The organism is Methylacidiphilum kamchatkense Kam1 (genome assembly GCF_007475525.1).
GTDB lineage: Bacteria > Verrucomicrobiota > Verrucomicrobiia > Methylacidiphilales > Methylacidiphilaceae > Methylacidiphilum > Methylacidiphilum kamchatkense.
On the sequence record NZ_CP037899.1, the window covers coordinates 1,505,384 to 1,530,201 of the forward strand.

18 protein-coding genes and 1 pseudogene are annotated in these 24,818 nt (G+C 41.4%); 4 read left to right on the forward strand and 15 right to left on the reverse strand.

Features of this window, described 5'->3' with window-relative positions; translation table 11 throughout:
• Nucleotides 1-423: 423 nt before the first annotated feature.
• From amoB to kam1_RS07080, 10 genes are all read right to left on the reverse strand, one after another.
• Nucleotides 424-1,701 (reverse strand): bacterial ammonia monooxygenase, subunit AmoB, encoded by a 1,278-nt coding sequence (gene amoB / locus kam1_RS07040; RefSeq protein WP_039720785.1) that lies wholly within the window; start codon nucleotides 1,699-1,701, stop codon nucleotides 424-426.
• A 42-nt stretch (nucleotides 1,702-1,743) separates the two neighbouring features.
• Nucleotides 1,744-2,481 carry a bacterial ammonia monooxygenase, subunit AmoA gene (amoA, locus tag kam1_RS07045; RefSeq protein WP_039720784.1) on the reverse strand — a complete coding sequence of 246 codons (738 nt, stop codon included), beginning with the start codon at nucleotides 2,479-2,481 and terminating at the stop codon, nucleotides 1,744-1,746.
• 97 nt (nucleotides 2,482-2,578) lie between these two features.
• Nucleotides 2,579-3,406 carry a bacterial ammonia monooxygenase, subunit AmoC gene (gene amoC / locus kam1_RS07050; RefSeq protein WP_039720580.1) on the reverse strand — a complete coding sequence of 276 codons (828 nt, stop codon included), beginning with the start codon at nucleotides 3,404-3,406 and terminating at the stop codon, nucleotides 2,579-2,581.
• A gap of 905 nt (nucleotides 3,407-4,311) precedes the next feature.
• Nucleotides 4,312-5,010 carry a response regulator gene (locus kam1_RS07055; RefSeq protein ID WP_143958336.1) on the reverse strand — a complete coding sequence of 233 codons (699 nt, stop codon included), beginning with the start codon at nucleotides 5,008-5,010 and terminating at the stop codon, nucleotides 4,312-4,314.
• Nucleotides 5,011-5,106: 96 nt separating this feature from the next.
• Nucleotides 5,107-6,216 carry an ABC transporter permease gene (locus kam1_RS07060; RefSeq protein ID WP_039720783.1) on the reverse strand — a complete coding sequence of 370 codons (1,110 nt, stop codon included), beginning with the start codon at nucleotides 6,214-6,216 and terminating at the stop codon, nucleotides 5,107-5,109.
• Between the two features lie 43 nt (nucleotides 6,217-6,259).
• Nucleotides 6,260-7,384, reverse strand: a complete 1,125-nt coding sequence (locus kam1_RS07065; RefSeq protein ID WP_039720579.1) for an ABC transporter permease — start codon at nucleotides 7,382-7,384, stop codon at nucleotides 6,260-6,262.
• Nucleotides 7,381-8,028: an ABC transporter ATP-binding protein gene (locus kam1_RS10710; RefSeq protein ID WP_244946010.1), complete on the reverse strand. Its 648-nt coding sequence runs from the start codon at nucleotides 8,026-8,028 to the stop codon at nucleotides 7,381-7,383. The genes kam1_RS07065 and kam1_RS10710 overlap by 4 nt, the downstream gene beginning before the upstream one ends.
• 35 nt (nucleotides 8,029-8,063) lie before the next feature.
• Nucleotides 8,064-9,131 (reverse strand): ABC transporter ATP-binding protein, encoded by a 1,068-nt coding sequence (locus kam1_RS10715; protein ID WP_244946011.1) that lies wholly within the window; start codon nucleotides 9,129-9,131, stop codon nucleotides 8,064-8,066.
• A 6-nt stretch (nucleotides 9,132-9,137) separates the two neighbouring features.
• The gene (locus kam1_RS07075) at nucleotides 9,138-10,016 is read right to left on the reverse strand and encodes an efflux RND transporter periplasmic adaptor subunit (RefSeq protein WP_039720577.1); all 879 of its coding nucleotides are present in this window, start codon (nucleotides 10,014-10,016) and stop codon (nucleotides 9,138-9,140) included.
• Nucleotides 10,017-10,024: 8 nt separating this feature from the next.
• Nucleotides 10,025-11,359, reverse strand: a complete 1,335-nt coding sequence (locus kam1_RS07080) for a TolC family outer membrane protein (protein WP_039720576.1) — start codon at nucleotides 11,357-11,359, stop codon at nucleotides 10,025-10,027.
• A gap of 227 nt (nucleotides 11,360-11,586) precedes the next feature.
• On the opposite strand from kam1_RS07080, the gene kam1_RS07085 reads away from it, so the two are divergent.
• Nucleotides 11,587-13,665, forward strand: coding sequence for an NAD(+) synthase (locus kam1_RS07085; RefSeq protein WP_143958337.1), 2,079 nt, complete (start codon nucleotides 11,587-11,589; stop codon nucleotides 13,663-13,665).
• Here kam1_RS07085 and kam1_RS07090 read toward each other — a convergent pair.
• Both kam1_RS07090 and kam1_RS07095 read right to left on the reverse strand, forming a co-directional pair.
• Nucleotides 13,572-14,345 (reverse strand): aminotransferase class IV, encoded by a 774-nt coding sequence (locus tag kam1_RS07090; RefSeq protein ID WP_143958338.1) that lies wholly within the window; start codon nucleotides 14,343-14,345, stop codon nucleotides 13,572-13,574. The two genes, kam1_RS07085 and kam1_RS07090, sit on opposite strands and share 94 nt — an antisense overlap.
• 17 nt (nucleotides 14,346-14,362) lie before the next feature.
• Nucleotides 14,363-16,459, reverse strand: a complete 2,097-nt coding sequence (locus kam1_RS07095; RefSeq protein ID WP_244946012.1) for a protein-disulfide reductase DsbD family protein — start codon at nucleotides 16,457-16,459, stop codon at nucleotides 14,363-14,365.
• 266 nt (nucleotides 16,460-16,725) lie between these two features.
• On the opposite strand from kam1_RS07095, the gene kam1_RS07100 reads away from it, so the two are divergent.
• Entirely contained in the window at nucleotides 16,726-18,180 is a 1,455-nt protein-coding gene (locus kam1_RS07100; protein ID WP_039720574.1) for an excinuclease ABC subunit UvrC, read from the forward strand.
• A gap of 246 nt (nucleotides 18,181-18,426) precedes the next feature.
• Here the strand turns inward: kam1_RS07100 and purL are convergent.
• From purL to kam1_RS07110, 3 genes and pseudogenes are all read right to left on the reverse strand, one after another.
• A pseudogene (gene purL / locus kam1_RS07105) lies at nucleotides 18,427-20,448 on the reverse strand (phosphoribosylformylglycinamidine synthase subunit PurL); the annotation flags it as partial.
• A gap of 26 nt (nucleotides 20,449-20,474) precedes the next feature.
• On the reverse strand, nucleotides 20,475-20,702 hold the full coding sequence (locus tag kam1_RS10720; protein ID WP_244946013.1) for a hypothetical protein: 228 nt from the start codon (nucleotides 20,700-20,702) through the stop codon (nucleotides 20,475-20,477).
• 5 nt (nucleotides 20,703-20,707) lie between these two features.
• On the reverse strand, nucleotides 20,708-21,847 hold the full coding sequence (locus kam1_RS07110; protein ID WP_143958340.1) for an N-acetylglucosamine-6-phosphate deacetylase: 1,140 nt from the start codon (nucleotides 21,845-21,847) through the stop codon (nucleotides 20,708-20,710).
• A gap of 201 nt (nucleotides 21,848-22,048) precedes the next feature.
• Here kam1_RS07110 and miaB point away from each other — a divergent pair, with 201 nt between their 5' ends.
• Nucleotides 22,049-23,443 (forward strand): tRNA (N6-isopentenyl adenosine(37)-C2)-methylthiotransferase MiaB, encoded by a 1,395-nt coding sequence (miaB, locus tag kam1_RS07115; RefSeq protein WP_039720571.1) that lies wholly within the window; start codon nucleotides 22,049-22,051, stop codon nucleotides 23,441-23,443.
• Nucleotides 23,444-23,760: 317 nt separating this feature from the next.
• Complete coding sequence (locus tag kam1_RS07120; RefSeq protein ID WP_235276641.1) at nucleotides 23,761-24,804, forward strand: AI-2E family transporter; 1,044 nt, start codon at nucleotides 23,761-23,763, stop codon at nucleotides 24,802-24,804.
• Nucleotides 24,805-24,818: the final 14 nt, after the last annotated feature.

The following is a 24,818-nucleotide window of genomic DNA, read 5'->3' on the forward strand; positions in this document are numbered from 1 at the left end:
TTTTCCCCATCCTTATAACATTACAAGTTATGGTTCGCTAACTCGAATGTTCATGGCAACCGTAACTCATCCTTCTTGCCCATGACAATTAGATCATACTCTGTATTCTATCTAAGGTATAACCCGTATATGACATAAGATTACACCTTAGGATCTTACAGACATATAAAAATAAAAGAATTAATAAAAATGATACAGAATTTAAATAGGTAGAATCATGTATGTTATTTTTCTCATCATTCTATTTAATATATTATTATGTAGGGGATAAAAGTGGCTTATAAGAATGAATATCACCGAAAAGGAAAGATAACCCCTTCGATATTATGGAGTTTTATAACTAATTCTTTTCACAGAAAACCCTTTCTCGTCCATGGCGAGAAAGGGTTTTTAATTTCTAGTTTTTTGATGAAGCCTCTTGCCTTACATGCCTCCACCTATTGCCACTCCAAATTTAGGAATGACAATCTGATCAGCTATGGCATAAATCTGCCTGGTACCACTCGGATCGGTAAAGAAAAGCAGCCCCCCAAAGCGATTTGTCGTCTCGTTATACATGGTTAATCTTTGGTTTTCCCATTCAGCGCTTTGCATGGAAACTTCTATCGTTTTGGTCTCTCCTGGATTAATCGGCTCTGAAGGACTTACTTTCATTGGTCCACCATTCACTTCAGGAAAGGATGGATTCCATGTATTCCCAGGGATATCTGGATTCAAGAACCGGACATTCGCCGTCAGAAATTCTTTCAACACCACGGGCTTATCCCCAACATTTTTGACCTGGATATGAAAGGAAAGGGTTCTGCCAGGAACGTCGTAAGTCGCATCCGTAACTTCTGCCTGAATGAGTGTCGGCTCAGGAGGAAGGGGTTTTATATAATACTTCGTCTCCTGGATAGGGATGGTTACTGGATATTGTGCCTTTGTTATTAAGGCTGCGGCAGCGACTATTACAATTGTTCCAACGGTAAAAAGGAAGCAAACCTGTTTATCCAAAGGATTAAACAATTCTTCCTTTCTACCAGCAGCAACTAGTCCCAACCTTCTTGTAAATGGCTTTGCAAGCCAGTATCCTAACCATACTACCCCGATTAGCGTTGTGAATATTGTCCAGGTAATCATTCGGGCCGTGCCATAATTTTCTAGATCAACTGTATTTCCTAACAAGGTCTTTACAGGATTAGTAAAACTTCCTTTTGTTCCCTCGATGGTCAAGAATTCTTCTGGACCAATAAAAGGGCCAGCCCCTTCCATGCTCAGCATTGGACCCATCGGAAAGATTCCAGGATTTCTTGCTTGCAACACCATTTTGTAAGCGTATGTACCTCCTTTTTCAAGCACCACCGAATTAAACTGAAAATACTTTTCGTTTACCCAGATTGCTTTCCGTAAAACCTGAGGGCCAGGAACAAAGAAGTTAAAAAAGGAAATTCCTGTAAAAGGAATTTCTTCTGGCCATGTTGGCATCAACATGACTTTGCCAGTACAACTAAACTCTTCGCCGACTTTTACCCTATTAGTAGGAGCAAACGAAAGAGTGTCATAAAACACAACTGTTCGCATCCGTAAGAATGCCTCCTGAGATTTTGCTCCCATCCCCTGTACCGCATAGCTCGGCGAGTGAAACCAACTCATTACAAGGCCTAGGGATAGAAAAGAAAGCAGAATTTTTTTTGTCTTAGTCGCTACATGTTCTACCATTTGATTCACAGCTTTTCTCCTTGTCTTCATTTATTTAAACCCTTAGACGGTCGAATGCCTGACAAACTTTGTCGAACCAAAAAACTTCCCAAAGAACCACCACAAAAAGTACATACAGGCTGACACAAAACCAGAGAAGAATGCAGAAACGCCAAGCACTCCCCCTGCAAAACTTCTCATCGTTCCGGTTTCCACCATGCGTATGTACTCAGGGGTAGAAGTCCGGATGTATTGATACTGGATGAGATCAGCCATACTCATAAGCTGTCCATAGTATTCCACCGGCACATGATAAGGAGCGATCATGGGCCAATTAGTTGGATAAAAAAGCCATCCCCAAAGTTCTCCGCCTACAAGCGCAGTAATGACAAAATTATTTGAAATCATTAATACCCCATCGAGAACAACCGCTTGAGGAATCAATGTCTCTGGAAAAACGAAGTTCAGAGGATAAGTACCCCAACCCCAGAAATTCCAGTACCTATTCATCCACTGGCCAAAGAAAAGGCCAACAGTGCAAAAGGTTGCTCCAATAGGCATCTTGAATTTTGTCCAAAGAATGGATTGAACAGCCGCTGGAAAAGCTATATCTGCAATTGGCGCAACCACTGGCCACCACATCCGATCTTTCCAGTCGATCCAAAATGACCAATCCCCAGCCAATAGCATCTGATGAATATGATAGCCTCCAATAAAGGCAAAAAACATGGAAACAATAACAACAATGTCAAATTTTCTTTCAAGAATCCTTGCTTCTGCATTCGCTTGTGCAAGTTGCATGTATCCTCCAATCTGTTTTTTTAGGGGCGGTAATTGAGTGTGAACCGCCCCTAATGGAATCATTTTTTGATTTTGATTTTTCTTTTCGATTCCCCTTTCAGACTTCGCAGTAAGCTGGATCAACCGATTTTTCGGGTTCTTCCATTACTTTTAATGGCGAAGTAGCTGTTTTCCCTAAATAGACCTGCTTGATCAACTCATAGACCCTAGGACATGCCTGGAGCCAAACCCCCATGATCGCTAATGCGCCCCATCCAAAGGCCACAAAACCCCAGTGGAGTGGAGCCACAAAAAGTTCCTCCATAAACCAACGGGTATGACCGAATTCGTTCAATCCCACATTAGGAAAGATCATCAGCGGGGATCCAACAAGTACCGCGTAGGGAATAGAAAAAGACCTAGCAAACATGGGCAGCCTGGTTATGGCATACATGAAGGACCCTACTCCTAGTATTATATATATAGGATAGCTTTGATAGAACTCGATGATATGACTTGGAGTAAAATCCGTATCACGAATCACCGTTTGATGCCATGTCCCATCTTGCTCAGTAAAGTAACTGGCTCCCCAGTAAAGTCCTACCGTATAGACCACAATAAACAGTCCAAGATTCCAGTACCTTCTGAGTTCTTCGACAGGAGAAATATTTTCTAAATTTCTATCCCTAGTCACCCATAGCCAGGTGCATACGGCAATGAAAGCCAACGCCTCCAAAGCCAGTTCTGCTATAAGCAGATTCATCCAATAGGTCTGATACTCAGGGGAGGTATAATCCAGCCCTTTTGTAAAAGCAAATGCTCTTTCATATAGATTGACCAGAATATACCAACCGCTAAGTAGACCAATACCCAACCACATTCGATTCCATGAAAAAAGCGATCTTTCAGGAATCGCAATAGTCGTAGCAGTTGTTGCTTGTGCCATAGAATTCCTCCTATTTAGTTATTCATACCTAACGGCTTTCATTTTTATATTGAAAACGAAAGCCAATAATTGAAGCCGGTATGCCAACCAGACTTCATTTGCAACCGTAATATCTATATTCTTTTTAGGCAATTAGTGAGATGGAGGAAAATGATGGATTATAACTTAGGTGTTATCTCCTATTAAAAGAGGGAATGTTCGTATCGCTATGTCCGAAATCCTTTGAAAAGGAAATGATGATGAGGATTTTCTGATAAACATTGTATTTGTATATGCATATCATATTTATATATATAATCATATTTTTTTATATGTTTTTTTTGTCGTAGCTATTGTATTTATAATCATCCTATTTATTATTTTACCCTAATAATAATTCAGTCCCTACGAAAAGGACTATAACCTAATATAAATTAGGCAGATCCAGTATCTTCGCATTTAAAAATGGGCAGTCCTCTATCCCCTTCCAACTGAAGCTATAAAAACCTGAGACCTGTATTTTAAGGCAACCTCCTATGATCAGCGGTTTTTCGAAAGGGAATAGAGAAGCCATTTTGGAAAGGATCCTACTTGTTAAAAGGAAAAATCAGACCCTATTAGCCCTTTATGATATTTAGATGTATTGCCCTTCTCAAGGGATTATGGCGCTGTCTGTATAAAAAAGAGCAGCTGGACAAAAAAGACTTGCCCGCAGAGAGGCACTGGATAGGCTCTTTTCTGGTTGTTTCCTTCAAATAGTAAATATCCTTGCTAGGAGAAGATGCCTATTTGTTTTCTTTCTGTTATCCTCGTTTCAAGTGCTTTAGTTTACAAGCCATAAAACATAATTGTTAAGGCACCTATCGGCGCTTTGAACCTATCCACTCAAATGGGGATGGGATTCCATAGATACTCTTTTAAAAAAATTAGCTTTTTGTAGGCAGCGTATTGGAATCGACACCACTTGTTTGAGATTGCTGCCAAGAAATGGCATAATGAACAAGTTGAGGACCGCTTTTGAGATAGAGTTTTTGTTTAATGCTCGCTCGGTAAGCTTCTACAGTTTTTACACTCAAGCTCAATTGCTCAGCAATCTGTCTACTCCCATACCCCTTGCCTATTAATTGAAAAACTTCAAATTCCCGGTCGCTTAAAGCTTCAATAGGACTAATCGACAACGCTTTTCTTTTGCCAGAAACCCCTTGGAGGATGCGGTTAGCTACTTGATCACTTACAGAAATTCCCCCAGCCATAACTTTCTGAAGAGCAGCAATCAATTTTTCTCCTCCTTCACTCTTCATGAGATATCCACGAGCTCCTGCTCGCAAAACTCTTTCCGCATATAATGACTCTTCATGCATAGACAAAACGAAAATGGCAATATCCGGATAGACCGCATGGATATCTTTAATAAGTTCCAGACCGCTCTTTCCAGGAAGAGAAATGTCTACCAGCACAAGGTCAGGCTGTGTTTTTTCTATTAGTTCAAAACCCTCATGAGCGTTTTTTGCTGTTCCACACACACTCATTCCAGGTGTAGAATTAATCAGCTGACAGAGCCCTTCTCTCAATATCGTGTGATCATCGACTATTAAAACTTTGTGTATTTTCTCATTCTGAATCATATATTCTCCCTCAGCATATAGTCTTACTATAAACTATACTATGAACGGTAGCAATTTTCTATTATTAGTAATTGCATATAAAATTTTTTATTATTTTTAATAAAGCCTTTTTTTAAACAAAAACCAGCTAAAACTCATGCTTATAAAGCCAATAATCAAAAGAGGAAAATATTGAGTCCACAAAGTATCCAATCCCCTACCTTCTAGGAAAACACCTCGAACAATGATGAGAAAATACCGCATAGGATTAAGATAGGTCAGCATTTGGATCGACTCAGGCATATTGCGAATAGGAGTAGAAAAACCAGATAATATGATAGAGGGAACCAAAAAGAAAAACACTCCAAGGAGAGCCTGTTGTTGAGTGGACGCAATGGAAGAAATGGCAAGCTCTATCCCAATGATGGCAAAGAGAAAAAAAAGAAGCCCTAAATAAAGAACCAATATATCTCCATTAAAAGGAATTCTAAACCAAAGAAGAGCAGCAAGCAAAATAAGGGTAGCCTCGAGTAAAGCAAAAATCAAACCTGGAATGGTTTTACCTATCAGAATTTCTATTGGCCTAAGGGGAGTAACAAGCAACTGATCAAAAGTGCCCATTTCTTTTTCTCGGGCAATGGAAAGTCCAATGGTCATGGCCGAAACGACAAAAGTCAAAATAGCAATCAATCCTGGAACAATAAACCATTGGGAAAGAAGATTTGGGTTGTGCAAGGCACGAAAAGAAATTTGGGAAACAGGAGCATTCCCTCCATTGCGTTTCAGCCAATCGGCATTGTAATCAGCAATGATTTGATTAGCATAGCCAGAGAGAATAGCTGCCGTATTAGAATTTCTTCCATCTATGATCAACTGGACTTTTCCACTCCTTCCAGAAAGTAGATCACGATCAAATCGCTGATCGATATGGAGCACGAAAAGGACATTTCTTTTTTGAATTTCATCGGTAAGCTGGGATTCATTAAAAATTTCCTTTTTTAAGATAAAGACTGGAGAGCCTTTAAATTTCGAAATCAATTCTCTGGAATGGTACGTTCTATTTTCGTCATACAGAGCAAAGGAAACTTTAAAAAGATCAAAGGTTGCGGCGTAGCCAAAGACAAACATTTGAATGACTGGGGGAACGATGAGAACAAACCGACTCCGTGGATCCCGTATAAACACAAGGATTTCTTTAATAATCAATCCAACAACCCGGTTCCACATATTTTTTTTACTTCTTCTCTCTACTCTTCTCTGCCCTCTGCCTTTATTCCAATCGTCTTTTCCACAACAAATAAGAAACCCCATTGATAGCAATAGCAAAAAGGACCAGCACCGAGAGGTTTCCAACCAATACACTCCAGACATTCCCAGCCAGGAAAAGGGTTTGAAGAATTGAAACAAAATATCTAGCTGGGAACAGAAGAGTAAAAAACTGGATACCAACGGGCATGGAGTTAATATCGAAAATAAAACCAGAAAGCATGAAGGCCGGCAAAAAACTAGTAACGATTGCGACCATGCTTGCAACAAAAGAGTTTTTCGAAAGATTTGAAATCAATACGCCAATTCCCAGTACCGCAAGCAGGAAAAAGATCGAGGAAAGAAAAAGAACCCAAAAAGATCCTCTAAAAGGTACTTTAAAAAGAAAGACAGCCAGCAAAAAAGAAAATAACATCCCTCCCATTCCAAGTGCAAAATAGGGCAGGAGTTTGCCAATGAAATGTTCTAACTTCGTCAGAGGGGTGGCAAGCATGGCTTCCATGGTTCCTCTTTCCCACTCTCTGGCAACAACTAAAGCAGTAAGCAAAGCTCCAACCACCGTCATGTTAATGACAATGATGCCTGGAACTAGATAATTCTTTGTAATCAGAGCAGGATTAAACCAAACTCGGATTTCTTGGCTAACGGGCAAGTTTACTTGTAGGTTCCGATCAATTTTTTCCCGTTTGAGCCAATCCATCCATACTCCCAATAGATAGCCTTCGATTAGCCGAGCGGTGTTGGCATCCGTTCCATTGACTATTGTCTGGATCCTTCCTTTATCAAAAGCCAAAGATTCTCTATTCCAATTACCCCTTAACCAGACGATGCCCAAAAGTCGACCTTCCTCAAAATCAAACTCTGCCTTTTGGATTGTCTCATAGGATATTGGAGAAAAGTAGATGGAATTTTTAAGACTAGATTCAAAACTAGACGAAAGGCTTGTGGGACGCTCCACAACCACTCCAATTGGTAGGTGGATCGCATCTAGAGAAATGCCATATCCAAACAAAAAAAGTAAGATCGAAGGGAGCACAAAAGCAATACCAAAGCTTGATGGATCTCGTAGAATTTCGATCCATTCCTTTTGAATAAATCCAAAGAGTCGTTGATTAAAAAAAAAATTCAATTTTCCTCTTTACTCTGTTCTATCAATCCTATGAACGCATCCTCTATAGTAGGGGTAGGATTGTCCACAGTTTGAAAAGGTTTTTTAATCTCTTGAGGACTACCTTCGATCAAAATTTTCCCCCTTGAAATGATCACTAGCCGGTCACAATACTCGGCTTCTTCCAAATAATGGGTGGTGATAAGTAAAGTAGTATTCCGCCTTGAGAAACGGATCATTCTTATCCAAAATTCTCTTCGACTTTGAGGATCCATTCCAGAAGTCGGTTCGTCAAGAAAAAGAATATCCGGATCATGCAAAGTAGCACAAGCGATAGCCAACCTTTTCTGAAATCCTAAAGGAATCCGCCCAGCGTCACTATCCAGAACCGATCCAAGCTCATACTCTTCAATTACCGAAGCAATCCGCTTTTTTTGTTTTTCACCTGAGAGATCATAAGCCCGGGAAAAAAATAGGAGATTTTGAAAAACGCTTAAATTGGTATAAAGGGAGAACTTTTGGGAGACATAGCCGATTCGAGAACGAGCGGATGCTGGAGAAGTCCTCAAATCGAAACCACTTACAGATACCTTTCCTTCTGAGGGAGGCAACAGGCCACAGAGCATTCGAAATGTGGTCGATTTACCTGCTCCATTTGGTCCCAAGATTCCAAAAATTTCTCCTAGATTAACCGAAAAGCTTATTTTTTTACAGCTTCAAATTTTCCAAAAAACCGGGAGAGCCTCTCTACAACAATTACTTTTTCCATGGATCGCTCTTTTCTTTTCTCTTTCAAAGCTGTCTCTTCTTTGGAGGATAAGAGAGAGGGTTGTTGTCTTTGAGGATAAAAAGACAATACACAATCAGCAATTTTTCTTTCTGCAGGAATAGCAACAATCCCAAATTTTTCATTTTCCTTTAAGAATGTATCTATTTTGTCCTTTTGAAGCAGAACTCTTATATATTTTCCTTCGAAAGAATGATCGATCACGGAAGGATCTGACGAAATTTCCAATAAAAGTTCTTTTGAATCCATTTTCTCCGAATGAATCAATAAAACGATACCCCTTGCATTTTCTTCTAAATACGAAGGACTTCCTTGGACAAGTTTTTGTCCTTTGTCCAAAAGGAGGATATCCTGGCAATACCGGGCTTCCCCTAAATAAGAAGTACTGATCACCACAGAAAGTCCACGATCTTTGACTAGATCAAACAAGATTTTCCAAAGTTCTCTTCTGGACAAAGGGTCTACGCCAACGGTCGGTTCATCCAGCAACAACAGCTTTGGGGAAGAAAGTAGCACTGAGGATAAGGCTAGTTTTTGTTTCATTCCGCCAGAAAGGCTTCCGGCAAGTCTTTTCATAAACTGGCTAAGCCCAGACATAGCCAGCAGTTCCCTAAACCTCTCTTCTCTTTCATTTTTTGGCAGACAGTAGAGATCAGCATACAACCGGAGATTTTCTTCTACAGTCAAATCTTCATAGAGCCCAAAATTCTGAGGCATATAGCCTAGCTGAGCTGACAAAGCCTCTTTATTTTCTATGGGACTAAGCCCAAGAACTTCGATCTGCCCACAGTCCGGTACATACATTCCAGAGAGAAGACGCAATAGGGTACTTTTGCCTGAGCCATCAGGGCCGACAATCCCGGTTATTATTCCAGAGCCAATTGTAGAAGAAAGCTCCTTGATTGCAAAATGCTTTCCTCTCACTGTTTGAAAGGATTTACTTACATTCTGTAATCGAACACAGTAGGATTTTCCATCCATAAGGGCTTAATCCATAGTTAAGGGAGGTTTTTCGGGTGGATACGGTTGATTTAATGGTATCCGTACTGTTGCGGGCATCCCTAATCTCAACCTATAATCAGCATTTTCACTGTAGACTCTGACTTGATAAACAAGCTTCGTTCTTAACTCTGGCGTTTCGACATTTTTAGGAGTAAATTCAGAAACTGGAGAAATGAAACCGATCCAGCCCTGAAAAACACTGCCTGGATAGCTATCAGTGAGAATTTCGGCTTTCATGCCTAAAAATATTTTTCCAAGATAGGTTTCAGGAACATAGGCTCTTACCCAAACAGGACGGTCAAGCGCCATTGTGAAAACTGGCGTTTGAGGGGTAACCATATCTCCTGGCTCTAGAATCCTATCTTCAATCACTCCGTCTTGTGGAGCATAGAGTTTGGCATCCTGCAATTCTCTTTTCGCAAGAGAAAGAGCAGCTTCATCAGCCTTGAGTTTGTTTTTAGCTTCTTTCAATGCTGCTAAGGCATTGTCTCTTTCTTGGAGAGAAATGTATTGCTCCTTGGCAAGTGCTTCGTCTCTTTTGTAGGTAATTTCTGCATTTTCTAAAGCCGCCTTATCGACCGCCACCGCATGTTCGGCTTGTCTTACTGCATCTTCAAAACGAACTGGATCCAATTCAGCTAATAACTCGCCCTTTTTTACCCGCTGCCCCTCCTGCACATAGATTTTCAAAATTCTACCCGTATCGTAAAAAGCCAGCTGAACTTCGCGGATATCGACATTACCATAAATAGTCAAGGTCTCAGAGGCAGAGAGCCGAAGTCGAATATAATAGAAAAGGCCAAAGCACAGAATGATCAAGGTGCCAAAAAGCACAAGCATGATTTTTTTCTTCTTCGCTGTCATGGCTCTTCTTACCTTTTAAGAATGCTATTGAAAGCTAGAATATCCTCTTGATTTAAGATACCGGCAGCGGCTTTTAGCTGAGCCCGAGATACAAGATGATTATAGAGTGCATTATAATAATTTCTTGTTGCATTCGACAAATCAGAAATCACTGTCAACAAATCGATGACCGATCTTGTCCCCAACTCATAGCCTTTTTTAGTAGCTGCGTAAGAAGTTTTAGCGGACTCTAAAGCTGTTTTAGCGCTTTTGAGCTGAAGGACGCTACTTTGCAAATTTAGGAATGCTTCTTCTGTATCTAATTTTGTCTGATCTGAAGTATTTCTTAAAAATTCTGAGGTGGCTTTGGCTTGAGCTTGGGACTGTTTAATTCGTTGATCAATCTGCCCATCATACAGTGGAACAGAAAGAGTCAAAAAACCCGCAGCTACCTGCAAATTGACTGGAATTGCATTGACAGCCAACTGGCTGGAAGAACCCACGAGAGATAAAACTGGCCAATGCCCCCTTTTATTCTGCTCAAGCTGAGCATAGGAAACGTCAACTAAAGCTTTTGCTTGCTTGATCAACGGCTGATTTGCCATGGCCGTTTGAACCCATGGCCCCAGTTCATTAGGGGTTGGACTCATTGGAGAAATTTCCTTGACCTCGGCAAGTTCTCCTACGGGTTTATGAGTGATTCTTTCTAGAATCGCCTTTGAAATATTCAGTGCATTTTTTGCTGTAATAAGGCTGGACTGTGACAAATCATACCTAGCTTTTGCTTCTTTGACAGCGACAATATCTCCTTTTCCTATTTTCAAGAAAGCCTCGGTTTGCTTAAGAATCTCCTCATAAAGAGCCAATTCGGTTTCCGAAACCCGCTCGTTGGCTTGGGCTTGTAAAACTCCAAAATAGGCTTGAATAACACGGAAGATGAGCTGCTGTCTTTGATATTGGACCGCAGAACTTTGAGCTTCTTTTTGATATTTAGCAGCTTTCAAAGCGGATAGCTTTTGGCCATCGAACAGAGGCTGCGTTAAAAGCACGGTGTAAAATTCAAAAGAGGTTCCTGTCGCAAGAGAAAAGGAATTGATATTCACATCAATCAAACTGCCCACTCCGGCAGCGGAGTTTAGCGAAAGGGTGGGGCCTAGCGCCGCCTTAGCCAGGGATACTCCAGCCTGAGACCCATTAAAAAGATAGCTTTCCCTTGAAAGAATGGGATCAGACTCCAAAGCCTGATGAAAAACCTGCACTAGATCTTCTATGGCTATAGCTGAAGAGGCTAGCACAAGCATCGTACAAAACCATAAACAAAAGGGAAAGAAAAGGCAATAATATTTCTGGAATTGTCGAATCATAGATTCATTCTATATTATACTGTTAAACAGAGAATGCTTAAAGCAAAAATTCGGCTGAGAAACTAAACGCTACTTTTCGCTCCACACTCTTGAGGAGCATCTCCAGTAGGTCTTAAGAGGATTTCCCTTTGCTAGCTTCTTGAGCAAAGAGAAAAAGAGGCCTGAATGGACGAATTTTTCTTTTCTTTTCTCTTTCTTCTCCTAGATAATCAAAAAATATTTTAATAATGGAAAGATATAATTTTTTTAATTTTTATAATCACAATTTTGTAAGAGTAGCTATAGCTATTCCTGTAGGCAAAGTAGCAGATCCTTTTTACAATATTGAACAGATCATTGAGCTGAGCAAAAAAGCGGTTCAAAACAAATCGATGCTCGTCGTTTTTCCAGAACTAAGCATTTCTTCCTATTCCTGTGAAGACCTGTTTCATCAATCAGCACTGCTTGATAGTTCTCTAAAAGCCTTAGCAAAACTTCTCGAAGCCTCGGTTTCCTTTCCTCTGCTTTTGCTTGTGGGGCTTCCTTTACAAGTCAATCAGCTCCTTTTCAATTGTGCCGCTCTGCTTTGTCAAGGAAAAATACTGGGCATCATCCCCAAAAGCTATCTTCCCAACTATCGGGAGTTTTACGAGCCAAGGCAGTTTTCTCAAGCTTCTTTTGCAACCGAAAAATCCATTGATTTATTAGGCCAATCTGAGATTCCCTTTGGTACTAATTTGATTTTCCAGTGGGAGGAACAGCCTCTATTTAAAATGGCAGTGGAAATCTGCGAAGATCTCTGGGTACCACTACCCCCTTCTTCTTTTGCAGCTCTTGCCGGGGCTACCATCCTAGTCAATCTTTCGGCTTCCAATGTGACAATTGGCAAAAGTGACTACAGAAAACTTCTTGTTGCCAGTCAGTCTGGAAGGTGCATAGCCGCCTACCTTTACAGTGCAGCTGGATTTGGGGAATCCACTACGGATCTTGCTTGGGATGGGGAAGGGCTGATTTACGAAAATGGGACGAAGCTAGCAGAAACTCAAAGATTTTCTTATGAATCACAGATTATCTTTGCTGAGATTGATCTGGATAGACTCCAAGCAGATAGGATGCGTCAAAATAGTTTTGGACAAACGAAATTAGAGTTTCGTAACGAGATTGAAGCATTCAAAACCTTATCTTTTTCTCTAGGCAGAGAAAAAGATAGCTTTCTTTGTTTAGAAAGAGAACTGGAACGCTTTCCCTATGTTCCAACTGATCCATTGACACGGGATCAACGCTGCCAGGAAGTTTTTTCCATCCAGACTCAAGGACTGGTCCAGCGATTAAGAGCTACGGGGATTTCTAAAGTGGTAATTGGAGTATCCGGAGGACTCGATTCTGCCCATGCTCTCATTATTTGCGCAAAAGCAATGGACATATTGAGATTACCACGAAAAAACATTGTGGCCTGCACGATGCCTGGTTTTGCAACGACCAAAAAAACACTTGAGCAAGCTCGCAAACTTATTGAAGCCATTGGTGCTCAAGAATATTTCATAGACATTCGACCTAGCTGCCTACAGCTTTTTAAAGACATTGGCCATCCGTTTGCCCAAGGACAAAAGCTTTACGACATTACCTTTGAGAATGTTCAGGCGGGAGAACGAACCAATCATCTGTTCAGGCTTGCTAATCTAGTAAAGGGATTGGTCGTTGGCACGAGTGATTTAAGCGAACTTGCGTTAGGTTGGTCTACCTATGGCGTTGGCGATCACATGGCTCATTATCATGTTAATGCCAGTGTCCCTAAGACGCTTATCAAATTTCTTGTTCGTTGGGTTTCCAAAAAGGAGGAGCTAGGCCAACAAGTGAGTATTGTTCTCAACGAAGTCCTTGATACGATTGTCAGTCCTGAACTTATTCCTGGAGAAGATGGTCAGGAATTTCTGCAAAGTTCCGAAAAAGAAATTGGGCCTTATAACCTCCAAGACTTCCATTTATACTACACGCTAAGATATGGGTATTTACCTACAAAGACCGCCTTTTTAGCATGGACTGCATGGCATGATCCGAATAGGGGCCATTGGCCAGAAATTGAAGGAAATAAGGAAGCCTATAGGATAGATCAAATAAAACACTGGTTAAAAGTCTTCCTTGACCGCTTTTTCCGAATGAGCCAATTCAAAAGAAGCTGCATAGCTAACGCTCCTAAAGTTGGTTCTGGAGGCTCCCTGAGCCCAAGAAGTGACTACCGAGCCCCATCGGATAGTTCTTCTCTCCCCTGGTTAAAGGATTGGGAACGGATCCCCGATTCCGAAGAGAGTTTCTTAAATAAGCTGTAAGCATTGGCCAATAGTCCCTCCAGCTCAGTGGTGATCTTTCCTTTTTTGAGAATCTTGCTTTCGAATCGCACAACCGGCTTGATGCCTATCCAACTGTTGGTTAGGAAAATTTCATCAGCAGCCTGGAGAGTTTCTGGACCAAAATGTTCTTCTGCCACCTCGATCTGCGACATCACCCACTGCCTGATTACTCCGTTGCGGCATCCTGTCTGCAGAGAGGGAGTAAAAACCTTGTCTTTTTTCACAAAAAAAATATTGCTCATTGCTCCAGAAACCACTTGCCCCTGCTCATTTAATAGCATCGCTTCATCAGCATTGACTGAAAGCCTCGCTTGAAAGTGGGAAAGATAACTTAATGTTTTTAACCTACTGTCCCAATTTCGGGAACCAACCCTAACCTCAGAAATCTCCAAGGAAAAGCCCTCTTTGGTTTCAACAGGAAGGGGCTCAAAAAATTCTTTTTCTTCTCTAGGTCCAACAATCCACCGCCATTTCCCACTTGCTTCTTTAGGTAAATGAAGGCTCTCATTGCGGAAATCTTTTTTAGGGTAAAGCCCTAGTGTTTTTGCACTTTCCAATAGACTTCTCCAATGTTCTTCAACAAAAAATGCCGTTCCATTTTCTACTCTAAGGGTTTCAAAAACTCCAAAACCAGGAGAAAAGGTGATAGGCAGCTCCATAAGTAGGTAGAATAAGCTTATTGAAAAAATTCCTCGCTCTTCGTTTGTGCTTCTTTCTGTTTTTTGGCTTTTTCGATTTTGTTTAACACATCCAAAAGCATGTTTGGAGTAATGACTTCTGGCAAAAGGATAGGCGAGGAGGAATCGACACCATAAAATACATAGGTTGGTACTCCACTTCTTCCCAAGCTTTCCAACGCTTGAGTAATTTTTGGATCCCGATTGGTCCAATCCGCTTCCATTTTCACAACACCGACTTCTTCAAACTTTTTTTTCACCGCCGGGTTTTGCAATGCTATCTTTTTATTCACCTGACAGGTAAGGCACCAAGAAGCGGTAAAATCAACAAAAACAGGAATTCCCTGCTGTCTATATTCTTCTAATTTAGCTTCCGAAAAGGGAATCCATTCCTCTTTTTTAGCCGTTTTCAGTGCAAAAAGCCGCTCCGTTTCGACCACCGCATAATAAAAACTACTTGAAAGGATAGCCAAGGCAAGGAGGGATGATACCACTCGCACTCCAAGCGGATGAAAGGGAGTACTAAATTTACCATAAATCCAAGAGCCAAAGCCGATAAAAAGCAACGCCACTAGAATATCCAATGCTCCATCAATTCCTCGGAGTTTTCCATAAACCCAAATCAGCCAAATCACCGCACCAAGAATTGGAAAGGCAAGGAACTGTTTAAAAGCAACCATCCATGGCCCAGGTTTTGGCAGCAATCTCAAGAGGCTTGGAAATACTGACAACAAAAAGACAGGGAAAGCCATCCCCAAGCCAAGCGAAGTAAAGACCAGGAAAATGACAACCGGTGGTTGTGCAAGGGCAAAACCAATGGCCGATCCCATGAATGGAGCCGTACAAGGAGAGGCTACTAAGGTTGCTAAAACCCCATTTAAGAATGAGCCTAAATATCCCTTTGCCTTTTCAACTAAAGACTGAGCAGATATCAAAGAGAGGCCAATCTCATAGACTCCCAGTAAGTTCAAAGCAATAAGGAAAAAGAAAAGAGCCATAAAAGCAACGAACGGTGGCGATTGCAGTTGAAAACCCCACCCTAATTCTAATCCTTTTTCTCTTAAAAAAATTAACAACCCTACCACAATCCAAAAAGAACTCAGCACGCCCAATACAAACAAAAGCCCATGGATTATGGAAGAACTGCCCTCTTCCTTAGCCGCACCTACCAAATTTAAGACTTTCAATGAAATCACCGGCAACACACAGGGCATCAGATTGAGAATTAGTCCACCAATAAAACCAAGGCCTAAATAAGAAAAAAATTTTTTGTTGAAATAAAATGGAACCTCTTTTTTTTGCGGTTCCGTTTTGGGGGAAATGAATTTTTTAGCTCGAATATCCCAATTAATCTTTTCAATACCTTTCCAATCCGAAAGTTTTGCTGTGAATACCCCACTTAGAGGCTCCGTAACTGCCCCCGCGTTACTGGGACGCGCAATTTCCAGCGAGATCCCTTCTTTTCGTAATCGAATCTGCTGTGGAGCAGAATATTGAATAATTCCATTCTGATAAGGGAAAAAATGAGCCGATTCGAAATTAAGGACTTTGCCGGTTTTATTTTGAAAAAAGAGGGTAAGATTTTTTTCCGAGGCTAAAAAGCTTATTTCTATAGAAGAGGGAGGACTACGGGGGATTTCATATTTAGCCTTTTGAAAACTTTCTTTCAAAGATTCATCAACTCTTGGACTATTTTCAACTGGCAAGGTCAATGTAAGAGCTGCACTTCCAGGAAGACAACTTTGTGCGCATTCAACCCATTGGACATCAGCCTTCAGCGTTACGGTAGAACCCACCTGCTGCTCTTGAGACAGATCCATAGGTATCAACAGCCAGCATTCTCCTTCATATCCATAGCTAGTAAGAGGAGGCAGTGAGATAACAGTTGGACTTGGCCATTGAATCGGCCCTGCATGCAATCCAGCAGGAAGAGTCCAATCGATTTTAGTAGCCGAACCAGCATCTCCTGGATTCAACCAATAAGTATGCCAGCCCTCATCCATTTTCAGCCGAACGGCCACATAGAAATGACTACCCGGAGCAATAGCATCAAGTTCAGATAAAAGACTAGCCTCTACATGCTTGCTTTTAGCCACATTCGATGTTGCCGCTAAAGCAGTGGAAGAAAAATAAAAAATAAGGAGAAAAAAAAGGCACGACAATCTACAATAACAAGCTTTCATCTAAGGCATAAAATTTGTGATAAGTAAGTTTAACCATTCTTTTATAAAGAACTAATCATATTCGCTGCTAACAGGGAAAAAAAATAATGACCTTTCTCTTTTTAAAAGTGGCTTACATTATATGGGAATAAAACAAAAACGCTTTTTAATATGTTACGGGAGGTTGTAAACAATAGGCTATGTCGGTGCAAGAAAAAATCAGAATGCTTCCTCATAAACCAGGGGTATATCTTTTTAAAGACAAGCTCAACCGGATTATTTATGTCGGCAAAGCCGTGGATCTTCACAAAAGGGTTAGCCAGTATTTCCATCCGTCGAAAAAATTTAGTGGGGATAGAAAATTAAAGGCACTGGTCGAGGCAGTAGCCGATCTTGAATTTTACTGCGTTCATTCGGAAGCCGAAGCAGTACTCTTAGAAGGAAGACTGATTAAAGAATTTAGACCTCGGTATAACATAAGCTTTAGAGATGATAAACGGTTCTTGTTGGTCAAAGTCGATTTAAACACTCCATTCCCAAGATTTCAAATTACGCGGTTAAAAAAACAAGACAATGCGAGATATTTTGGTCCATTCGCTAGTGCTGGTGCACTGAGAACCACCCTCAACTTAATGAAAAAAAACTTTGGCCTGCGTTCCTGTTCAGCTGTGATTCCTACCGAAAAAGACTACAAACACTGCCTGGACCATATCATAAAAAATTGTTCGGCACCCTGCATAGGCAAAGTAAGTCAGGCTGAATACTATCAAAGGGTTCAAAAAGCCTGTGAATTTCTTGAAGGCAGGTCCAAAGAAATGATTCAGGAAATACGCCAAAAAATGGAGGAAGCCGCTCGGGCCCAAGAGTTTGAAAAAGCCGCAGAACTAAGAGATTTATTGGAAGCCTTAGAACAAACCACAAAGCCGACCAGACGTTTTGCTAAACAACTTCCAAAAGCCCTTTCTCCACTCGAAGATTTAGAGGAACTAAAAACTGTCCTCTCACTTCCTAAACTTCCAGTGATAATCGAATGCTTCGACATATCTAACATTTCTTCACTGCACAAAGTGGCTTCGATGGTTTTGTTCCGAGAGGGAAAAGCCGACCGTTCTTCCTACAGGCGATACCGAATTAAGACCGTTGTTGGACAAGATGATTTTGCCTGCATGGAAGAAGTCATTCGAAGAAGGTATAAAAGGATCCTTGAGGAGGGAGGAAAACTAGCCGATCTGATCATTGTCGATGGAGGCAAAGGTCAGCTTTCGAGCGCCCTGAAAGCGTTACATTCCCTTGGATTAAGCAACCTTTCTTTGATTGGACTTGCTAAAGAAAATGAAGAAATCTACCGGGTTGGATGCTCTGAGCCCCTTATCCTTGATAAAAGCAGCGGGGCTTTACGCTTACTCCAAAGAATCAGAGACGAAGCTCATCGGGTTGCTAATGCCTATCATCAACTGCTTTTGAAAAAAAGAATGAAAGAAAGCATTCTCGATGAATGTCCTGGGGTAAGTGAAAACAGAAAAAAACTACTCATTCAATCTTTTGGCTCTGTAGATAGACTGAGAAAGGCTACTATTGAAGAAATCGCAGCTGTCAAAGGAATTGGGAAAAAACTTGCTGAAAAAATCTTCTCCTTTCTTGCTTCACGAAATTGATTGGATGGTTAATAGGGATTCATCTAGGAAAAATTTTATCTTATTTTTTATCGCTTTTCTCCTTTTCCTTGTCTTCGATTCACTCTGATCCATTTCTAAGTTGCCGTGTGCCTCCAGTTTGGGTGGAAAGAAGAAAAATTTTGCAGTCGGGGTCAGTTACTGGGTGTATAGGGAAAGAGTTAAAACTTTAGTTATCCATCGGCTAATGGAGCCCTTCTATTGGAGCGCAAAACTCACACTATCGTCTCAGGTTGTTGAGAGGATGGCCTCAAGCCCATTTTTCCAAGACTCTTCGATCTCTGTTCCCTTTAGTTCGATGCTTTCTTCTCCCTGCTGTAACTTCAGGACATAATCCTCAAGGACTTCTCCTATAATGACTGCTTCTAGTCCCTTCTGTTGGCAATTCCAAAGAACTGCAGACAGTTTGTTTTTGGGGACCGAAACTATTGTTCTAGCTCCGGCTTCGTTAAACAGTAGCTCATCAAGCCTACGATTCGTGGGGAAAACAATCGAACAGCCCAGTTTTTTTCTTCCACTTACCACACTTTCGATTAAGGCCAAAGCCAGTCCCCCTTCTGATAGATCATGGGCAGACGAAACCAATCCTTCTGAAATCAAAAGAAGTAAAACTTCGTTGTGTTTCTTTTCTGCTTCTAACTGGAACCATGGAAGTTGATTTCCAGTTATTCCCAATCGTTCTTGAAGATATAAGGAGCCTTGGAGACCTTCGCCCCAACCACCCAGAAGAACAATCGTCTCTCCGGGGTGTTGAAAGGATAGTTTGGGGATAGGCATATCGGTTTCAATCAACCCTACGGCTCCAATGACCGGGGTGGGGAGAATGGCTCCAAGTTTAGAATAATTATAAAAGCTTACGTTGCCGCCTGTCACAGGGATATCAAAGAACCGACACGCATCAGCAATGCCTCTAATCGTCTCTTTAAACTGCCAATAAACAAAAGAATCATTAGGATCAGCAAAATTTAGATTATCGGTTATCCCTAGAGGAAAAGCTCCTACCACTGACAAATTTCTTATTGCTTCAGCCACGGCTATTTTTGCTCCATTATAGGGATCTATACCACAATAGCGTCCATTCCCATCTAAAGTAGCTGCTAAGCGGACCGGCTCATTTCCTAAAAACACTCTCAATACAGCAGCATCTGCGCCTGGGCCTTCAATGGCATGCAATCCTACAAGATAATCAAACTGCCTATAAATCCATTCTCGAGAGGAATTTTGAGGAAGGGCAGCAAATGCCAACAGGAAAGCTTTGTAATCTAGAGGTTGCGGTATTTTCTCTAAAGGCAGAACAGACGTATTTGTTATCAATGGCTCTGTGGCAGGCAATTCATAAACTGGAGCTTGATGGACGATCAATTCTGGAGAAATCTCGATGGCTTTTTTGCCCCGATGATAAAAACAAAGTTTTTCTTCTTTAATTACTTGTCCAATTTGAGTAAAAGGCACCCCCCATTTAGCGAAGACCGCTTTAGCTCGGTCTACTTTGTCTTTATGGATGATTAGAAGCATTCGTTCTTGTGACTCAGAAAGCAAGATTTCTTCAGCTAGCATATCTGCTTCCCGTACGGGAACATCATCCAAATTTATTTCCATGCCCCTCTTTGCTCTCGCGGCCGTTTCAGAAGTCGAACAGATCAATCCTGCCGCTCCCATGTCCTGTATCCCAACTACTACTCCTGGTTCCTCAAACAGCTCAAGACAAGCCGACATTAAGATCCTTCCCATAAAAGGATCGGCAATCTGAACAGAATATCGATCTTCGGTTTTATGTTCTTCCAGTTTCCGCGACGCAAAAGCTGCCCCTTTAAGTCCATCTCTTCCTGTCTTTGATCCAGCTATAAAAACCGGATTCCCAATCCCCTCGGCCTTACCCCGCTGGATCTGATCTACCCTGACCACTCCAAGACAAAAGACGTTGACTAATGGATTGCCCTCATAACTGCTATCAAAGGCTAGTTCCCCGCCCACAGTAGGCACTCCCACACAATTCCCGTAATGTGCAATGCCTCCTACGACATGCCGAAGCAGAAAAGCATTGTGAGCGGCTTGAGTACTTTTTTCAGCTCGAATCTCTCCAAATCTCAAAGAATTCATAAAGCAGACTGGTCTAGCCCCCATCGTAAAAATGTCCCTGAATATGCCTCCAACTCCTGTTGCTGCTCCCTGAAAGGGCTCTACGGCACTGGGATGATTATGAGATTCAATTTTAAATACAACAGCCCATCCGTTACCCAGATCGACTACGCCTGCATTTTCTTCTCCCGCTTTAACTAAGACCCTTTTGCCTGTTGTGGGTAACTTTTTAGTTCACTCTTCGAACTTTTATAACAACAGTGTTCACTCCACATGACACCGATCAGGGCCATTTCAGCCCGCGTAGGGGCTCTACCCAGTAGCTGGACAAGCCTTTGGTATTCGTCAATGGACAGCCCAAAGGATTTCAGTTCTTCAAGTACATCACCATTTTCAGTACTTAACCCCTCATTAGATGTTTTCATGTCTATTATTGGCTAGAAGGATATACTTTTTTTCCTTTGTGGTAAAGCTCTCTCAAGATCGGCCGAGGAGAAAGATCCAACAGACAAAAACTGGCTTCATTGCCCTCTGTTAAACCATGAGGTATGCCCAGGATTTCGGCAGGACGGACCGAATAGGCATCCCACCACTCCCACCAGGGTATTCCTGTCATTTTATGAGCAAGAAAGACTCCATCAAAAGGTCGTAAGGTAGAGCCCCCGAGTCGACCACTTTGCTTCTCAATGGCTTTACCTTGAGGATCAACTACTACTTCTATATGCCCTAGGTGATAAATTCCAGGAGAAGCAGCCGCTCCAGCCATCGCATCAGAAACGAGGATGACTCTTGAACCCAAAGCTTTGGCTAATGCCCGAAAGGCTACCATAGGCACATGTTTACCATCAGGAATCAAAGAAGCATAGGGAAGATCCGAGGCAATAACATTGAGCAGCACATTCTGAAATTTAGGAACAACAGGAGAAAGGGCATTGCCTAAATGCGTCCAAAGCTTAGCTCCTGCAATGATAGCGGATTCTATAATTTCCCATGAAGCTTCTGAATGCCCAATAGCTACTTCCGATCCCAAAGCAACCGCGTTTTTTATAAATTGTAACGAAAGCTCCCTATCTATTTCAGGGGCAATCGTGATTAACTTGACCTTTCCCCCAGAGGCCTTCATAACTTCGTCTAACCAGGATAGATCAGGCTTCATCATCCATTCTATTCGATGGACTCCTCGACAGCCTTCCGTAGAGGAAAGGAAAGGTCCCTCTAAATGAAAGCCAATACAGTTGAGCGGCAAAGCGCGAACGAGCTGGTGAAGTTCTTGAAGATGTTTTTGGTAGCTATTCCTAGGACGAGTAATAATGGTAGCTAAAAAATGGGTACAGCCATTTTCAAAAAGTTTCCGACAAAGTATTTCAAACCGCTCGCTAGAAAGTCCTTCGCTGTTTAAATCAACACCTCCAAAACCGTTGATTTGAAGATCAACAAGTCCTGGGGCTATCCAGGGAAGCCAAAAAGAATCGGGACTGTTTGGTATCCTGTCGATTTTTTTGTATACACCCTTCTCGATACTGATTGACAGGGGCAGTCCGCTACGATAATCTCTTGCTTCAATCTTCATGGCTCTGTTTTGAAGGCTCCAATAAGATTTAGGAAGTTCCTTGAGTAATTGTATTTTTACGGTCAATAAAAATAAAGAAAGATAAAGGAAAGCTTCTTTTTTTATATGTCCTTCTATACAGTCTTGATATGGTTCTTATAAAATAGGTTATTTTGTTATTTTAAAACAAAATGATTTTTTCGAACAAAAACAGAAAAGATTATGCCATTGGTTTTTCTTAAAACGTTTGGATGTCAGATGAATGTCAGGGATTCGGAGCAGGTCCTCCAGGATTTTATTGAGAAGGGCTATACAATTGCTCCCTCTGAAAAGCTTTCGGACATCATTCTCATTAATACCTGTTCTGTAAGAGCTATGGCTGAAGATAAAGCCATCGATAAGATGCTTTCTCTGAAGGGGCTTAAAGATAAAAATCCTTCGGTTGTATTAGGAATTATTGGCTGTATGGCACAAAACCGTGGGGAAGAAATAGCCAAAAAATATCCTTTTATTGATCTTATCCTGGGCACACAAAAATTCCATAAAGTTGCAGAAATTGCTGATCAAATTTATAGAAATCCAAGAAGGCAGCAATGCTATGTAGATCTTTCTGAAGAAGCAAACTCTCAAAATGCGATCACCAAGCATTTAGCAAAGAAAAGACAAGCGGTAGCCTATGTTTCTATCATGCAAGGCTGCAGCATGCATTGTGCCTTTTGCATTGTCCCTTCAACCCGCGGTGAAGAGCGCTCTAGACCAATTTCCGAAATCTTCGAAGAAGCACAAAACCTTACAGCAAACGGGGTAAAAGAAATTGTTTTGCTTGGCCAAATTGTTAATCGCTACGGAGCCAAAGAATTTTCTTGGAAAAACGGAAAATCTCCTTTTGTACAACTTCTCGAACAATTAAGTACCCTAAAAACTTTAGAACGACTGCGGTTTACCTCTCCACATCCCATTGGTTTTAAAGAAGATCTTATCCAAGCTCTTAAAGAAATTCCTCAACTGTGTGAGCATGTGCATATTCCTGTACAATCAGGGAGCGACAGAATATTAAAAGCTATGCGCCGAGGATATACCCGTTCAAAGTTTCTACAGCTTATCGAAAAGTTAAGGAAAGAGATTCCTGACATAGCTCTTTCTACGGATGTGATTGTGGGGTATCCTGGAGAAAAGGAAGAAGATTTTCTTCAGACTTGCTCATTACTTGAAGAAGTACAATTTGACAACGCTTTTATTTTTCGATATTCTCCTCGGGAAGGAACCACTGCAGCCAATCTGAACGAGCAGCTGAGCGAAGACGTAAAATTTGAGCGCAATTACCGATTGTTAGAGATCCAAAACGCCATCACCTTAAAAAAATCGCAAAGACTTGTGGGGCAGACGGTAGAAATTTTAGTTGAAGGAGAAAGCAAAAAGAAAGCTGAAAGATTTCAGGGACGGACAAGGACCAATCATCTTGTCATTATACCTAAAAACGAGCGATGGAGAGGAGAACTGCTACCAGTAAAAATTTTACAAACTACAGGTCATACCTTCTATGGTATTCCGATACTTTCTGGCTTCGAGGATCAACCAGCCTTTGACCAAAAAGAAGAGATAAGCTCCGCTAGGTAAAAAAAAGAAAAATAGCAAAGGGACTCTACTAATAATCATTAATTTTGCTTCCTTTTTGAATAAAAAAAATATTTAGGAAATCTTACAGAAGGGAACATTTTTATCACCAATAGAAGCCCGTAAAGCTTACGGTTTACGATTGATCAGAGAAAAAGTATTTTAGAAAAAAGGATTTTTGATTTATTTTTGGCTGATTTTCCTTTGCTTTATGTGGAAAATTACATCTTTGAGCATCCAAAAAAAGTGGAAAAGACCTCCTCAACATACCATTGTGTAATCTTGGACAATCTTTGCTTCCTAGCAATACAATGACATCCATGACACCAACTACCTACCAAAAAACCGCTAGGATCATCGCTTCGGTCCTCTTTGTCTTATTGGGTTTTTGGATTCTTCACGGCTTTCTTGTCGCTATGGCTTGGGCATTCCTTATCGCTATTGCCACCTGGCCTTTCTATAGTTGGGCAAGACTCAAACTGCCGCGCAAAACCCCTAGTTGGGTTAGCTCCTTACTTTTTACCCTATTAGTTGGCGCTTTACTTTTTGGTCCCTTAATCTATGGGGTGTTTAAAGCAGGACAGGAAGCCATGGTCCTCGGTCAATTTATCGCACATGCACAAAGAGAAGGGGCTCCTGCTCCCGAGTGGTTACAACATATTCCTTTTATTGGCAATTGGTTAACCATACGCTGGAATAGCAATCTGGCAACGCCGGAAGCTGCCTCGAAGACTTTGGCTCATATCGATTCAGCGTTTTTATTCCGATGGGGTAAAACTATTGGGTTTCAAGTTATCCATAGGATGGAAGTCCTAGCTTTCACTCTGCTTACTCTGTTCTTTCTCTACCGGGATGGCAGAATACTTGGGAAAAAATCACTATGTCTTATCCGCAAGCTTCTGGGCACTGCTGGAGAAAGGTACGCTTTACACCTTGTTTCGGTCATTCGAGGAACTGTCAATGGCTTGATTTTAGTGAGCTTAGGCGAAGGCATTCTTTTAGGAATCGCCTATGCCATTGTGGGCTTACCAGATCCCGTTACCCTTGGAGGAATTACGGGGATTCTGGCGATGATTCCTTTTGCGGCTCCACCAGTCTTTTGCACCGCGGCGCTTTTTCTTATCGCCCAAGGAATGATCATTCAAGCCATTGGGATAGTCATTTTCGGTTTTAGCGTTCTGTTTATAGCCGATCATTTTATAAGACCCGTTTTAATTGGTGGAGCAGTAAACCTTCCTTTTTATTGGGTCCTGCTAGGAACGCTTGGAGGGCTTAGTACTTTTGGCTTGCTGGGTCTTTTTGCAGGGCCAACGATCATCGCGGCGCTCCTGGTCGCCTGGAAAGATTTTGTAGACACGCCATAAACTTTCCTTTGGCA